The sequence below is a fragment of the Gammaproteobacteria bacterium genome, from assembly GCA_032250735.1.
In the GTDB taxonomy this organism is placed as follows: domain Bacteria; phylum Pseudomonadota; class Gammaproteobacteria; order SZUA-152; family SZUA-152; genus SZUA-152.
On sequence record JAVVEP010000016.1, the window covers coordinates 1 to 15,443 of the forward strand.

12 protein-coding genes are annotated in these 15,443 nt (G+C 62.3%); 9 read left to right on the forward strand and 3 right to left on the reverse strand.

What is annotated here, in order from left to right:
* The first annotated feature begins 192 nt into the window (after positions 1-192).
* Together odhB and lpdA are read left to right on the forward strand one after the other, a co-directional pair.
* The gene (gene odhB / locus RRB22_10150; protein MDT8384767.1) at positions 193-1,467 is read left to right on the forward strand and encodes a 2-oxoglutarate dehydrogenase complex dihydrolipoyllysine-residue succinyltransferase; all 1,275 of its coding nucleotides are present in this window, start codon (positions 193-195) and stop codon (positions 1,465-1,467) included.
* Between the two features lie 190 nt (positions 1,468-1,657).
* The gene (lpdA, locus tag RRB22_10155; protein MDT8384768.1) at positions 1,658-3,076 is read left to right on the forward strand and encodes a dihydrolipoyl dehydrogenase; all 1,419 of its coding nucleotides are present in this window, start codon (positions 1,658-1,660) and stop codon (positions 3,074-3,076) included.
* Between the two features lie 14 nt (positions 3,077-3,090).
* On the opposite strand, the gene RRB22_10160 is transcribed toward lpdA, so the two are convergent.
* The 3 genes from RRB22_10160 to RRB22_10170 form a co-directional block, all read right to left on the reverse strand.
* Positions 3,091-3,948, reverse strand: a complete 858-nt coding sequence (locus RRB22_10160; protein MDT8384769.1) for a PDZ domain-containing protein — start codon at positions 3,946-3,948, stop codon at positions 3,091-3,093.
* 88 nt (positions 3,949-4,036) lie between these two features.
* Positions 4,037-5,731 carry an ABC-ATPase domain-containing protein gene (locus RRB22_10165; protein ID MDT8384770.1) on the reverse strand — a complete coding sequence of 565 codons (1,695 nt, stop codon included), beginning with the start codon at positions 5,729-5,731 and terminating at the stop codon, positions 4,037-4,039.
* A gap of 111 nt (positions 5,732-5,842) precedes the next feature.
* Positions 5,843-6,355 carry a hypothetical protein gene (locus RRB22_10170; protein ID MDT8384771.1) on the reverse strand — a complete coding sequence of 171 codons (513 nt, stop codon included), beginning with the start codon at positions 6,353-6,355 and terminating at the stop codon, positions 5,843-5,845.
* A gap of 374 nt (positions 6,356-6,729) precedes the next feature.
* Between RRB22_10170 and RRB22_10175 the strand changes: the two genes are divergently transcribed.
* From RRB22_10175 to RRB22_10205, 7 genes are all read left to right on the forward strand, one after another.
* A complete protein-coding gene (locus RRB22_10175) occupies positions 6,730-7,944 on the forward strand; it encodes an NAD(P)/FAD-dependent oxidoreductase (GenBank protein MDT8384772.1) in 1,215 nt (404 codons plus the stop codon).
* 233 nt (positions 7,945-8,177) lie between these two features.
* The gene (locus tag RRB22_10180) at positions 8,178-9,473 is read left to right on the forward strand and encodes an MFS transporter (protein ID MDT8384773.1); all 1,296 of its coding nucleotides are present in this window, start codon (positions 8,178-8,180) and stop codon (positions 9,471-9,473) included.
* A gap of 173 nt (positions 9,474-9,646) precedes the next feature.
* Positions 9,647-12,073: a protein kinase gene (locus RRB22_10185; protein ID MDT8384774.1), complete on the forward strand. Its 2,427-nt coding sequence runs from the start codon at positions 9,647-9,649 to the stop codon at positions 12,071-12,073.
* Between the two features lie 14 nt (positions 12,074-12,087).
* Positions 12,088-12,888: a Stp1/IreP family PP2C-type Ser/Thr phosphatase gene (locus RRB22_10190; GenBank protein ID MDT8384775.1), complete on the forward strand. Its 801-nt coding sequence runs from the start codon at positions 12,088-12,090 to the stop codon at positions 12,886-12,888.
* A gap of 208 nt (positions 12,889-13,096) precedes the next feature.
* A complete protein-coding gene (locus RRB22_10195) occupies positions 13,097-13,447 on the forward strand; it encodes an FHA domain-containing protein (protein MDT8384776.1) in 351 nt (116 codons plus the stop codon).
* Positions 13,448-13,464: 17 nt separating this feature from the next.
* On the forward strand, positions 13,465-13,947 hold the full coding sequence (locus RRB22_10200) for a CYTH domain-containing protein (protein MDT8384777.1): 483 nt from the start codon (positions 13,465-13,467) through the stop codon (positions 13,945-13,947).
* A gap of 4 nt (positions 13,948-13,951) precedes the next feature.
* On the forward strand, positions 13,952-15,439 hold the full coding sequence (locus RRB22_10205; protein MDT8384778.1) for an ABC transporter substrate-binding protein: 1,488 nt from the start codon (positions 13,952-13,954) through the stop codon (positions 15,437-15,439).
* Positions 15,440-15,443: the final 4 nt, after the last annotated feature.

The window sequence follows — 15,443 nt, forward strand, 5'->3', positions numbered from 1 at the left end:
CCATGTACGCTCGACAGCAGCATCCCTCGGTAACTGCTCCTGCGTTACTCTACCTTCTGCATCCATGCAGTCGTGCTGCTGACGGTCTTGATTGCAGGGTATCCTTTCCATGGCCTTGTTAGTAGATATGACTTTAGATATGAATCCAGGGACACATGATTATGGTTAGGCAATACAGCGTGGAGAATACATATGCTCATCGAGGTTAAGGTGCCCGTGTTGTCGGAATCGATTGCCGATGCCACCTTGGTGAGCTGGCATAAAAAGGTCGGTGATATCGTCCGCCGGGACGAGAGTCTGGTCGACCTGGAAACCGACAAGGTGGTGCTGGAGGTGGTGGCGCCGGGCGATGGCGTGCTCAAGAGCATCAAGCGCCAGGAAGGCGCCGTGGTGGTCGCGGATGAGGTGCTTGCCATCATTGACAGCGAGGCGCAGGCCGCGACGGTGGACGAGGGCCAGACCAATGCCCCGGCAACCATTTCACGGCTCAGCGGGGTGGCGGCGACCGCGCCGCGGGTCGATGCGAAATCGATCGAGATCTATCTGAGCCCGGCCGCCCGCAAGCTGGCCGCCGAAAATAATATCGACCCCACGCGGGTGAGCGGCACCGGCAAGGATCAGCGGATCACCAAGGCGGATGTTGTCGATTACTTGGTAACAAACAAATCGCACACAAACAGATCGGAAGCTGACAGAGTGCAAGCGAACAAATCAGAGACAGACCGATCAGAGCCGCGTAGGGACAACCGCGAAACAGTCGCAGCGGGGCGTATGGAAAGGCGGGTGCCCATGAGCCGGCTGCGGGCGCGTGTCGCCGAACGGTTGAAAGAGGCGCAGAACACGGCGGCCATCTTGACCACCTTTAACGAGGTGAATATGGACCCGGTGATGGCGCTGCGGAGCAAATACAAACAGGCGTTTGAAAAGACCCACGGCGTGAAGCTCGGCTTCATGTCATTTTTTGCCAAGGCCGTGACCGAGGCGCTGAAACAGTACCCGGTGATCAACGCCTCGGTGGATGGTCAGGACATCGTCTATCATGGTTATTACGACATCGGCATCGCCGTCGGTTCGCCGCGGGGGCTGGTGGTGCCCATCCTGCGTGACGTGGAACAGATGAGTTTTGCCGATATCGAAAAGGGCATCGCGGACTTTGGGCTGCGCGCCCGCGAGGGGAAACTGACCCTCGATGAGCTGACCGGTGGCACCTTCAGTATCACCAATGGCGGCACCTTTGGTTCCATGCTGTCGACGCCGATCCTGAACCCCCCGCAGAGCGCGATTCTGGGGATGCACAATATTCAGCCGCGTGCGGTGGTGGAAGAGGGCGAGGTGGTGGTGCGGTCGATGATGTACCTTGCCCTGTCCTATGATCACCGTATTATTGACGGGCATGAGGCGGTACTGTTTCTGGTGGCGATCAAGAATGCCTTGGAAGATCCGGCCCGTCTGTTGCTGGAGTTATAGTCTCGGTGTTGTGGTATTTTTACGGGAAATGTTCGGGATACTTAAGACGGCGCATGGAAAGGATACCCTTCAATCAAGACCGTCAGCAGCAGGGATGCTGCTGTCGAGCGTACATGGATGTATTCTCAGCGTGTCTTGATTGAAGGGTATCCTTTCCATGTGACTCAATAATAAATACAGGGAAAATACCATGTCCGATTTTGATGTGATGGTTATCGGCGGAGGACCGGGGGGTTATGTGGCCGCCATTCGCTGTGCCCAGCTGGGCATGAAGACGGCCTGCGTCGATGCCTATCTTGATCCCCGGGGCGAGTCCGTACTGGGCGGCACCTGTCTGAATATCGGCTGTATTCCCTCCAAGGCTCTGCTGGATACCACCCACCACTTTCATCGCGCCCAACATGAATTTGCCGACCACGGCATCAGCACCGGCGAGCTGCGCATCGACGTGCCGATCATGATGCGGCGCAAGCAGAAGGTGGTCGAGACCCTGACCGGCGGCATCGCCCTGCTGTTCAAAAAACACAAGGTCACCTGGTTGAAGGGGCATGGCGCCCTGCTGGGCGAGCGGCGCGTGGCGGTCACTGAACCGGGGGCGGATGGCGCGGCGCAGGTGTATCAGGCCGCGCAGATTATTATCGCCACGGGATCGTCTCCCGTCGCACTCAAAGGCGTGGCCTACGATGAGCGGGTGGTGAATTCCACCGGTGCGCTGGCCTTTGACAGCGTGCCCAAACGGCTGGCGGTGATCGGTGGCGGCGCGATCGGCCTGGAGCTCGGCAGTGTATGGAGCCGGCTGGGCGCGAAGACCACGGTGCTGGTGCGCGGCGACAAATTTCTCAAGCAGGTGGATCAGCAGCTGGCCAGGGCGGTGCAGGCCAATCTACAGCAGCAGGGCATGGACATCTGCCTGGGGGCGGAACTGCTGTCGGTGAAATCGACGGCCAAACAGGTGACGCTGACCTACCGCACGGCCGAGGGCGAAAAGCGCCTGCTGGTTGACCGCGTGCTGGTGGCCACCGGGCGCACGCCGAACAGCGGCGCAATCGGTGCCGAGGTGGCGGGGCTTGCGCTGGATGCCCGGGGCTTCATCGAGGTGGATGAGGACTGCCGCACCAACCTGCCGGGGGTGTATGCCATCGGCGACGTGGTGCGCGGGCCGATGCTGGCGCACAAGGCATCGGAAGAGGGCGTTGCGGTGGCCGAGCGGATTGCCGGACAGCGGCCGGATCTCAATTACACGGTGATTCCCTCGGTGATCTACACCTGGCCGGAGCTGGCCTGGGTGGGGTCCACCAGCGAGCAGTTACAGGCCGAGGGGGTTGCCTTCAAGAGCGGCGTGTTTCCCTTTGCCGCCAGTGGCCGCGCCCACGCCGCCGGTGAAACCGCGGGCATGGTGAAGATCCTCAGCGATGCCGCCACGGACCGGATTCTTGGCGTGCACATCTACGGCCCGAATGCCTCGGAGCTGATCGCCGAGACCGTGGTCGCCATGGAATACGCCGCCTCGGCGGAAGACATCGCGCGTATCGTGCATGCCCATCCGACCCTGTCGGAGGCGGTGCATGAGGCGGCGCTGGCGGTGGATGGTCGACCGATCCATTTGTAAGTTTCTAGTTATGGTTACGGTGCGACGCTGATCGAATTCATGCGAATGCCCAGCGGGCCGCGCGGCACATAAAACTGCATCACCTGCTTGTCGCGCAGGATCTCGATCGACACACTCTCGCTGCTGTCGCCCTGGGTGGTGGCGTTGCGCAGATCCTGGCCGTTGTAGATGCGCTCCCCGTTGTAGCGAATCACCTGATCCCCCGATTGCATGCCGGCGAGGCTGGCCGCGGAACCGGACAGTACGCTTTGCACGGCAATCCGGTTTGCCTGCCCTGCGGCGAACAGATAGGCGTCATAGGCGTTTTCGCCGAGTGTCTGTTTGATGTTAGCGGACTTAGCCTCCAGTTTCTGATACTCCTCCCGGTAGCGTTTTGCCCCCGACCAGCCTTCACGTATGGCCTGATCGCGCAGATAGAGTTTCTCCAGTTCCAGTTGCTCAAAGTGGGTCTTTAACTGTTCGGCCTCTGTCGCGGCCATGCCGGCATCGATCAGGGCCTGCTGATTGAACCACGCCGTCGCGGGGGCCTGTGCTGCGGTCGCCGGTGCCTCGTCCGCCGTCGGCGGCGTGGCAGGGGTCTTGTCGATTTCGGTACTGATGGCAGAGGCGACAGAGGCAGCAGCGTTGGCAGAACCGGCAAGCACCGTCAGCCGCTTGCCCAGCGTCGCGACCTCGCCCTCCAGTTGCTGTCGAGCCAGGGTCTCCTGCTCAAGCTGCTGTGCCAGCGCGGCCAGTGTTTGCGTCAGCTCGCGGTTAGTCGTGGTGGCCTGGGCTGGCGAGCCGGGCGGGGCCGGAGTCGGTGACTGCAACAGCAGGCCGATAACGATGCCGATGATGGCGGCGAGACTCAGACTGATAATGGAAGAGCGCATGGCTGGGTGGTTTTTCCTCGGTGGCGAAAGCATGGATGGCCGGTCGATTGAGCGGTAAAAATTTGGATATCGAGCGGAGATCAAAAGTTCATCCGCTCCAGTGGCCCTCGCGTATCCGGTTGATCGCCGCGGCCAGTTCATGCAGCCGGGGCAGGGCGAGGTTGCCGATCTTGTATTCGCTGAACACATCCAGGCCCTGCTGCTCGGCATCGGCCATCACTCGCCGCAGACCGCTGAGCAGGTTCTCGCCTTCCTCCGCATAGTGCTGTGCAAAATAGTGAATCATCAGGCCGATGCTGCGCGTCTGGCCGCTGTCGATGAGCTGTTCGACGCCGCTGAGGTCGATACGGTGCTCGCCATACAGCAGCTCGCGGGTGTCGCGCGTATCGATCTTCACCGCGCGATTGCCCCGTGCCGGGCTGAGCACATCGGCCATGGGTCGGCGGCTGGTGGGGGTGCAAAAGGGGCGGCCCGGGCTACGGTATTGCACGCCGGGGTCGGCGAGTGCCCGGGCCTGTTGGGTGACATCCCGTGGCTCGTAGGCATCCATCATGATCACGGTATCCGCCACGTCAAAATAATCGCCCGAGCCACCCATCACGATCACCGAGGAGACACCGTGTTGTTCATACAGCTCACGCACCCGGTGCAGCAGCGGGGTGATGGGTTCCTTGTCGGCGGCGACCAGGGCCTGCATGCGCTGGTCGCGGATCATGAAATTGGTGGCCGAGGTATCCTCGTCAATCAGCAACAGGCGGGTGCCGCACTCCAGGGCCTCGATGATATTGGCCGCCTGCGAGGTGCTGCCGCTGGCGTTTTCGGTACTAAAGGAGACGGTGTCGCGGCCAAAGGGCAGGTGGTCGATAAAGGGGCTGATGTTGACCCGGGCGATGGCGCGGTTGTCTTCCGCGCGCACCTTCACCGCATCTTCCAGGGTGGCGACCCGTTCGCGGCCGTCACCGGGAATGTGGTTGTACACCCCACGTTCCAGGGCATGCAGCAGGGTCGACTTGCCATGAAAACCGCCGCCGACGATCAGCGTGATGCCGCGCGGAATGCCCAGTCCGCGCAGCGGGCCGGCATTGGGTAGCTCGACGCTGCGGGCCAGCGAGGCCGGCGCCGCAAAGCGCAGCGCGTCCCGGCTCAGCGGGCGGTCGTCCACTCCGCTGGCGCGCGGCAGCAGCGAGCCATCGGCGATAAAGCCCACCAGTCCGGCCGATGCCAGCCAGTGACGCAGGGCGTCCTGATCCTCGATACTCTGCACATGCCGGCGCACACGCTCGGCATCCAGACTGTCGTGGTACAGGGCAGCCTTGACCACGCGGGGCAGCTCCTCCAGCAGCATGGCGATGGCCTCGCGTCCCGCCGCCCGCCGCCCCTGTGCGGGCAGGCCGAGGGTGAGGCGGGCCTCGACACCTTCGGCGTTCACCGCGACCGCATTGCGCACCAGCACCTGCTGGCCACTCACCGAGATGTGCATCTCACCGCTGCCGCCGCTGCCGCGCCGACCCTTGACGTGCTGGCGGATGCCGTCCTGCACGGCGCGAGCGATGAAATCCTCCAGCGCGATGCGGCGCACCGCCGTCTGCCACAGGGCCTCGGGAAAGCCCGCCAGCCCGGCGGCCAGCCGCACGCTGATGCGTGATGGAGTGGCGAAGGGATCGCCCTGGACATGATCGATGCTGAGGTCAAAATCGGCTATCTGATAAAGCCCGGCAATCGCCTTGTAGGCCTTGTAGCCCTTGCCGTCGAGCGCCAGCAGTTTTTTGCGTAAGGTTTCCATGTGCGAGGGTTGCGTGTCTTGTGCCGTGGCCTGTCGCCGTTATCGGCGTTTATTAAAGCACACTCGGCCGGCGATGGCCTGCAATGCTGTCACAGGCCCTGGACCGGGAACTCAGGTGTCGGCGACAAAAAATATCGGCGCGTGCGAGATACGCTTGTAGACCTTGATGATATTGCGTTGCGGAACCCAGTTGATCAGAAAGGTCGCGATGGCGGTCCACAGCGAGACCCAGGCGGCGACATTGAGCCCCTCTGTCAGGACATGGGCGATAAAGGTGTCGTGATCGGTGATCTGGTGATTGATCCAGAACGACAGGAACAGGATGACGATGCCGATAATAAAATAGATCAACGAGGTGCGCAGCATTCTGCTCACCTCGCGATGCTCGCGTTCAACCAGGTATAAAAAATAGTTGTGGATACTGATCTTCACCCGTTCCATGAGGTTGTCATCTTCCAACTGGGCGAGCCGAAACTGGATGATAAAGTCTTCCTTGCCGATCTCGGTGACCGATTCGATCAGATAGTCGACCAGTCCGGCATCCAGCTCTTTTCTGACGTAGGGCGCATGTTTGTCGAAATCATTGTAGAGATCCTTGATGCTGCCGGCGTCAATCTCAACCATGACCCTGTTATCATCGGTACGTTGATAGCGGCTCAGTGTGTTCTGCCGCATTAGGGATGTGATTTCGCGCAAGCTCGATGGCCATTGTGGGTGGAAGAGTTCAGCAAGTGTAGCCACTTTTTTGCTGACTGCCAGACGCGGCTCGGATAGCGCCAGGAGGGGGGTGGCATTGGCAGATCGCTGGCCGGTAGCCATGGGACGATAACTGTTAGTAAGTGAGGGGGCGAAGTGGAGGGAACGGTATCGATGCTTGTTTGTGCGCGCGTTGGTGATACTGTTTTCGCGGCCCGGTTGCTACTGTCGATCTGTTCATCATCGCCGAGTAAGTCATGAAAGGAAACCCTGAATCCCGACCCGGGCCGAGCGCCCTTCCGGTGCAGGTTGCTGTCATCGGCGGCGGCGCGGCCGGCTTTTTTGCAGCCATCGCCGTCAAGGAGAATCATCCCGCGGCCACGGTCACCCTGTTTGAGAAATCAAAACGCTTGCTGGCCAAGGTCAGGATATCGGGCGGTGGGCGCTGCAATGTCACCAATGCCTGCGACACCATCGAGCAGCTCGCCGCGGCCTATCCCCGCGGCGGCAAGGCCCTGAAAAAGGCCTTTCGGCTGTTTGATAACAGACATGCCATGCACTGGTTTGAATCGCGGGGCGTGCCGCTGGTGGTGCAGGAGGATGGCTGTGTGTTTCCCGCCTCGCAGAATTCGCAGAGCATCATCGACTGCCTGTTCGGCCAGGCGAAAAAATGCCAGGTCCGCATCGAGACCGGGATGGGGGTGACGGCGATCCGGCCGCTCGATGGCCGGCTGAGTCTGGATTTCGCGCCGCCGGGGGCGGCCGCAAGGGTGTTTGATAAGGTGATTGTCACGACCGGCGGCTGTCCGAAACGCCACAACCTGCAATGGCTGGAAGACCTGGGTCACAAGATCGAGACGCCGGTGCCGTCGCTGTTTACCTTCAACATGCCGACCGAGCCGGTGACCGCGTTAATGGGCATTGTGGTGGAAAAGACCCTGGTGGCAATCCAGGGCAGCAGACTGAAGGCCGATGGTCCGCTGTTGATTACCCACTGGGGCATGAGCGGGCCGGCGATCCTCAAACTGTCGGCGTTCGGCGCACGCCTGCTCAGTGAGCGGGACTATCGCTTCAACATCCAGGTGAACTGGGTGAATGTGCCGCGCCACGATGTGGTGATGGCCGACCTGAAAAACATTGCCGAGCACCATCCCCAAAAGCTCCTCACCAGCATCCGCCCCTATGACCTGCCCGACAGGTTATGGCGTTACCTGCTGGAGAAGGGCGGCCTGCCCGCGCAGAAAAAGTGGAGTGAGCTCGGCAACAAGGGGCTGAATAAACTGGTGGAGGTGTTGAGTAACGACGTGTATGCGGTGCAGGGCAAGACCACCTTCAGGGAGGAGTTCGTCACCTGCGGTGGTATCAGCCTGGAGAGCGTCGATCCCACCACCCTGCAAAGCCGGGTCTGCAACAATCTCTATTTCGCCGGCGAGCTGCTGGATATTGACGGCATCACCGGCGGGTATAATTTCCAGGCCGCCTGGACCACCGGTTACATCGCCGGCAAGTTGCAGTAGGTTTTGCGCGCTACGGTCTGTGGCTTTTACTTGGCACTATCTTGGCGTCGGGGATACGGCGCAATGCCCTTCGGTTATTGCGCCCTACGGTCTGTGGCTTTTACTCGACACTCGGTACTCAAAACTCGGTACTCAAAACTCGGTACTCAAAACTCGGTACTCAAAACTCGGCACTACCTTGGTGTTTCTATTTGACCTCGGCTGATGGACAATCGGCCACTGATCAAAAACCGATGACCGCTGTGAAATTTCACTCCTTGCACAAATCGACCATTGCCTGGGCCCTGTATGACTGGGCCAATTCGGCCTTTGCCACGACGGTGTTGGCTGGCTTTTTCCCGTTATTCTTCAAGCAATACTGGAGCGCGGGGGTGGTGAGTACCGAGAGCACCTTTCATCTGGGCATCGGTAATGCCGCGGCGAGTCTGGTGATCGTGCTGATCGCGCCCCTGCTGGGGGCGATTGCCGACCGGGGTGGTCTGCGCCGGCGTTTTCTGTTGCTGTTTGCGCTGACTGGCATGGTGGCCACTGCGGCGCTGTACGGCGTGGGACAGGGTGAGTGGTTGGCGGCCCTGGTGCTGTTCGTGACCGCGACCATCGGCTTCATGGGCGCGAATATCTTTTATGACGCCCTGCTGGTGGGCGTGGCAAAAGAGGACGACTGGGATTTTGTCTCGGCGCTGGGTTATGCGCTGGGTTATCTGGGGGGCGGTCTGCTGTTTGGGCTGAATGTCGCGATGACCCTGTCGCCGGAGAGTTTTGGCCTGGCCTCCGCCGCCGAGGCGGTGCGTCTTTCCTTCCTGAGCGTTGCCATCTGGTGGGCGCTGTTTTCCCTGCCCCTGTTGCTGTGGGTCAGGGAGCGGCCCGCACCCCAGGCAGCCTCCGGCTGGGCGGTGGCGCGGGCGGGTTACCGGCAGCTGATCGAGACCTTTCAGCACCTGCGCCAGTTGCGCATGGTGGTGCTGTTTCTGGTGGCCTACTGGCTGTATATCGATGGCGTCGACACCATCGTGCGCATGGCGGTGGATTACGGGCTGTCCCTCGGTCTGGCGCAGGAGGACCTGATCACCGCCCTGTTGATCACCCAGTTTGTGGGCCTGCCGGCGACCATCGCCTTCGGCTATCTGGCCCAGCACCTCGGCGCGGACGGGGAGGGGGCCAAAAGGGGCATCTTGCTGGCGCTGGCGGTGTACGTGCTGGCCACCCTGGGGGCCTTTTTCATGGACAGCAGCGCCGAGTTTTATGCCCTGGCGGTGACCATCGGCCTGGTGCAGGGCGGGGTGCAGGCCCTGAGCCGCTCGTATTACGCCCGGCTGATCCCGCTGGACAAGTCGGCCGAATTTTTTGGTTTCTACAACATGCTGGGCAAGTTTGCCGCCGTGCTGGGGCCGTTGATGATCGGTGTGGTGAGTCTCGCCAGCGGCAGTCATCGCTGGGGGATGGTGTCGATTATCGGCCTGTTCCTGCTGGGCGCCGGTCTGCTGCTGAGAGTCGACCCGTCCGCGGCAAAACGGCAGACCGGTTTCTAGGAGGCTGCTCGCCACCTCAAGCTGGGCGCGGCGCGGGTCGATGTGATGGATGCACGGACTCAGGTTATTGATATCCTGCTGAAATATGGAATAAGACAAATTCAGGGTGGGGATCATCATTTGATGGTGGGGATTTTTCGTTGCTAAGGGCGTTGCTAAGGACGTTGCCAAGGGTGTTGGGACGGCACCGTATTCTCGTGTTGCTGCTGGGGCTGGGCCTGCTGGGCTGGAGCTTTATGCCGGGCGCACAGCGCCTGGAGCATTGGCTGTATGCCCAGTTGAGCGCGGTGGTGCCGGCGGCGGAGACGCCGGTCAATACACTGCTGGTGACGCTGGAAAACCGTCAGGTCTCCTACCCGCTGCTGGCCGAGTTGCTAACCCGTCTGCAATCCGCCAGGGTGGCGGCGGTGGGTATAGCTGTGCCGCTGCACCGCTCCCAGACCTCGCTCAGTGCCGAGCTGCTCGCAAAGTTAAGTGCACAGTCAGGCGCACCGTTAGATCCACAGCTGCGCCGGCAGCTGGACCCCGATGCCGAATTGCAGGCCGCCCTGGCCGCGCTGCCCGGGCTGGTACTGGCAGCAACACCGGCGTTTGTGTCGAATACGGCGCTAGCGGTGGAGGCCCCGGCCAACCGCCTGGCCTGGCTGCTGCCGGTGTTGTCGCCGGGCCCGTGGCCGGCGGCCCCGCCCTTCGTCGTCGACACCACCCCGCTGGCGATTTTTTCCGCTAACGCCGTTGTGGCGGGCTCGGCCCTGTTCGCTCGCCCGCTGCCCGCGGTGCTGGTGTCTGCCCCGCTGGCCCTGCGCAACGGGGAGTCACCTGATTCTCGTTATACCCCCGGCTTTGAGCTGGCGCTGGCCGCCACCGCCCTGGGCGTGCCCATGGACGCCATCAAGGTGCACCCCGGAACGGGGCTGGAAATCGGCACCGCCTGGTATGCCACGGACGCCGCTCTGCGGATCTATCCCCGCCTCTCGTCCGCCTCCCGGCCGATTCCGCGCCTGTCGGCCGAGGCCGTGCTGGCGGGGGATATCCCCAATCAACAGCTGCGGGGCAAGACCGTGCTGGTGGGGCTGGCGGACACGGCGCCGGCCGACAGCGCCCTGTTACCGGGGGGCATGCGGGGCAGCGGGCTGGACTGGTCGGCACGGACCGTCAATGCGCTGACCAATGTGACCTTTGTCTCGGCTCCCTATTGGTCGTTAGGCGTGCAGCGTGGCGTGCTGCTGCTGATCCTTGTCTATCTGCTGATCCTGCCCGCCCGCCTGCGCAGCGGCCTGGGGCTGGCGGTGGGCCTGGGGCTGGCCTTCCTGTTGCTCAATGCCGAGTTGCTGTTGCTGATCCTGCGCAATACCAGCCTGCCGCTGGGGCTGCCGGTGCTGTTTTTGCTGCTGGGACACAGCCTGCTGTATGCACATCGCCGCATCGGCGGCCATTATTACCGGCTGCGTGATGCGCGTGACCTGGCCCTGGTGGAGCTGTCGAATAACCTGCGCGCACAGGGGCGGCTGGATACGGCCCACCGGCGCCTGACCGTGGAGGCGGGGGGCGAGGCCCTGCGCGAGGCGCTGTATCAGCTGGGGCTGGATTTTGAACGCCGCCGCCAGTTCGCCAAGGCCCTGGCGGTGTACGAGCGCATCGCCGAGCAGGACGATAATTATCGCGATATCCGTGAACGCCGCGCCCGGCATCAGTCGCTGCCGGAGACCAGCCTGGCGAGCACCACGATCTCCCATGCCTCCACCAGGCTGGTGGTGGACGATCCCGCGGTTGCGCGGCCGGTACTGGGGCGTTATGAGATCGAACGCGAACTGGGTCGGGGCGCCATGGGCACGGTGTATCTGGGGCGCGACCCGCGCATCAGCCGCACGGTCGCGATCAAGACCCTGGCCTTCAGCGAGGAATTCGAGAGCGAGCAACTGGCCGAGGTGCGGCGGCGTTTTTTTCAGGAGGCCGAGACCGCCGGGCGGCTCAATCACCCCAATATCGTGACCATCTACGACGTGGGCGAGGAGCATGACCTGGCCTATATCGCCATGGATTACATCAGCGGCGAAAGCCTGGATCGGCATGTGCGCCCCGAGGCCTTGCTGCCCATCGCCCAGGTGTTCGCCATCGGCGTGCAGGTGGCGGAGGCGCTGGATTATGCGCATGCGCAGAAGGTGGTGCACCGTGATGTGAAGCCCGGCAATATCATTTTCGATCTCGACCGGGGCCAGCTGAAGGTGACCGATTTCGGTATTGCCTGCCTAACGGATAATAGTCGGACCCGCACCGGCACGGTGCTGGGCAGTCCGTTTTATATGTCGCCGGAACAGATTGCCGGCAAAAAGGTGGACGGGCGCTCGGACCTGTTTTCGCTGGGCGTTACCCTGTATCAGTTGCTGACCGGGCAGCTGCCCTTTGAGGGCGACTCGCTCACCAGCCTGATGTATCAGATCACCCACGAGAAACCCCGGCCCATCCGCAAGCTGCGCCCGCAACTGCCGAACTGCGTGACCCGCATGATCAACCGGGCCCTGGAAAAGCAGCCGGACAAGCGTTATGCCAATGGTCAGGCCATGGCCGAGGCGATCAGGCGCTGCGCCGAGCAGCTGTAAAGAGGGTAGTGTTTATGTCACTGGATGAGACCACCAATACGATGCAGCCACAGTTCAGCCTACAGCTATGCGGCCTGACGGATACTGGGCGTGCCCGCGAGCATAACGAGGATGCCATCGCCTGGGATGCCGGCCATGGCCTGGCGATGCTCGCCGACGGCATGGGCGGGCACAATGCCGGCGATGTCGCCAGCCGCCTGTGTATCGAACAGTTGCTGGCCACCCTGGTGCCGGCCCTGTCCGGCCCCCTGCGGCTGCGTGCCAACAAGGGCGTGAGCAGACAAGCCACTCTGGTGCGTCGCGCCGTGAATGGCGCCAATGCGGCGATCTTTGCCAATGCCGCCGCCAATCCCGCCCGTCAGGGCATGGGCACCACCCTGGTGCTGGCGCTGTTTTACCGTGACCGGGTGGTGGTGGCGCATGTGGGGGATTCGCGGGTCTATCGCCTGCGTGGCCGCCGCCTGGAACAACTGACGGCGGACCATTCCCTGGTGCGCGCGCTGCTGGAAAAGGGCGTGATCTCCCCCGAAGAGGTGGACAACAATCCCTATAGCCACGTGATCACCAAGGCGGTCGGTATCCGCGAGCGGGTCGTCGCCGAGGTGCAGGAGCTGGAGACCCGGGCGGGCGACGTGTTCCTGCTGTGCTCGGACGGACTCACCGATCTGGTGGACGATGCGACCATCGAGGACACCCTGGTGACCGCGGCGGGTAACTGGGCGGCGGCCGCGCAGCGGCTGGTGGATCTCGCCAATGGGCGGGGTGGGCGGGACAATATCTCCGTGCTGCTGGCGGCGCTGGGCGGGCCGCGTTGATCGAGTCCCGACATTCACGCCATAATAGATGCCACTTGTTATTGAGTCACATGAAAAGGATACCCTTCAATCAAGACGCGCTGAGAATACATCCGTGTACGCTCGACAGCAGCATCCCTGCTGCTGACGGTCTTGATTGAAGGGTATCCTTTCCATGCGCCTTGTTAGTATATTCCCTGTTGATTTCAATCATTTGAGGTTTCACACCATGCCCAAACTTGTGCATTCCCGCGACGGCCAATTTCTGGAAGATATCACGCTACAGGAAGGCAACTGGCTCATCGGCCGTCGGCCGGAGTGCGACATTCGGCTGGATGACGATACCGTCAGCGGCAAGCATGCCCTGCTGACGGTCGCCGCCAGTGTCTATATGGAAGGCCTGCTGGACGTGCACATCGAAGACCAGGGCAGCACCAACGGCACCACGGTCAACGGCAAGGCGGTCAAGCGGCATATGCTCAAGCACGGCGAGGTGGTGAAGGTCGGCAGCCACGAATTCGCCTTGGTGGACGAATCGACGCGCGGTTTCGAGACCACCACCGTGGTGCTGCCGGACTAGTCCGTCGGAAATAGAAAATGGCCGTCGAGATCGAACGCAAATTTCTGCTGGCCAGTGCCGACTGGCGGGCGCAGGCCGATGACGGCGTGACGATGCGACAGGGTTATCTCTGCACCGCGGGAGCCGGCCCGGCGGCCAAGGCCTCGATCCGGGTGCGCATCGCCGGCAGCCGGGCCCACCTCAACATCAAGAGCGCCACGCTGGGTGTCACCCGGCAGGAATATGAATATGCAATTCCGCTGGCCGACGCCAATGAATTACTCGACACCCTGGCCGACGGTCCGCTCATCGAGAAAACCCGGTACCATGTGCAACATGGTGCACACTGCTGGGAAATCGATGTCTTTGCGGGCGACAATCAGGGCCTGGTGGTGGCCGAGATCGAGCTGTCCGCGCCCGATGAAGACTTCCAGCGTCCCGCCTGGCTGGGCGCAGAGGTCTCGGATGATCCGCGCTATTACAATGTCTGCCTGGTCAAACACCCCTTTAAAGACTGGTAAGGCCTTGCCCCTTTTGCGCCCGCTGCTGCTGGGACTGCTGCTGTTGCAGGCGGCCTGCGCGCCCGTCAGCGATGACACCCTGCGCATCGGGCTGGCCAGCGCCCCCATCACCCTGGACCCCCGTTTTGCCACCGATGCCACCTCCAGCCGCATCAATCGGCTGCTGTATGCGCGGCTGGTGGATTTCGACGATCGCCAGCTGCCGGTGCCCAGCCTGGCCGACTGGCAGGTGCTCACTCCCACCCATTACCGCTTTCGGTTGCGCGATGTCGGCGCGCGAGAGTTCCACACCGGCCAGCGGCTCACCGCCGGGGATGTAAAGGCCACCTATGACGCGGTGCTCGATCCGGCCACTGCCTCGCCGCACCGCGCCACCCTGGCCATGATCCGGCGCATCGAGGTCGTCGATGCCGACACCATCGACTTCCACCTCAGCAAGGCCGACCTGCTGTTTCCCGGCTATCTGGTGATCGGCATCCTGCCGGCGGTGCAGATGACCGCCGGCCACCCCTTCAATCAGCAGCCGATCGGCAGCGGTCCGTTTCGGTTTGTTGCCTGGCCGGAGGAGGGGCGGCTGCAATTGCTGCGTCGCAGTGACCAGCAGCGCCTGAGTTTTATCCAGGTCAGTGATGCTACCGTGCGGGTACTCAAGCTGCTGCGGGGCGAGGTGGACATGCTGCAAAACGATCTGTCGCCGGAACTGGTCGGCTATCTGCAAAAGCGCCAGGGCATCGAGGTCAGTCGGGCGCGTGGCTCCAACTTCACCTATCTCGGCTTTAATCTGGAGGATGGCGTGACCGGCGAGGCGGACGTGCGGCGGGCCATCGCCATGGCCATCGATCGCCGCTCCGTGATCCGTTATGTGATGGGCGACGCGGCGAGTCCGGCCAGCGCCCTGCTGCCGCCCAGCCACTGGGCGGGAAACCCGCAGCTGGCCGCAATCCCCTATGACCCGGATGCCGCCCGGGCGCTGCTGGCCAGGCACGGCTACAGCCCACAGCGGCCGTTAAAGATCAGCTACAAGACCTCCACCAATGCGTTTCGGGTGCGGTTGGCCACGGTGTTGCAGAGCCAGCTGAAGGCGGTGGGCATCGACATGGATCTGCGGACCTATGACTGGGGCACCTTTTATGGCGATATCAAGGCGGGTAACTTTCAGATGTTTAGCCTGTCCTGGGTGGGGATCAAGACGCCGGATATTTTCCGTTATGCCTTTCACAGCGACGCTATGCCCCCCAATGGCGCCAACCGCGGCCGTTTTCGGGATCAGGCCGTGGATCGCCTGATCGAGGTGGCGGCGGATGCCGACACACTGGACGCGCAGGCGGCGGCCTATCGGCAGCTGCAACAGCGCTTGCTGGAGACCCTGCCCTATGTCCCCTTGTGGTATGAAGACCATGTGTTTGTGGCGCGCAAGGGGATCACCGATTACGCCCTGAGCCTGGACGGTAATTACGATGGGCTGCTGACGGTGCGCTATGCGCCTCGTTAGTCGC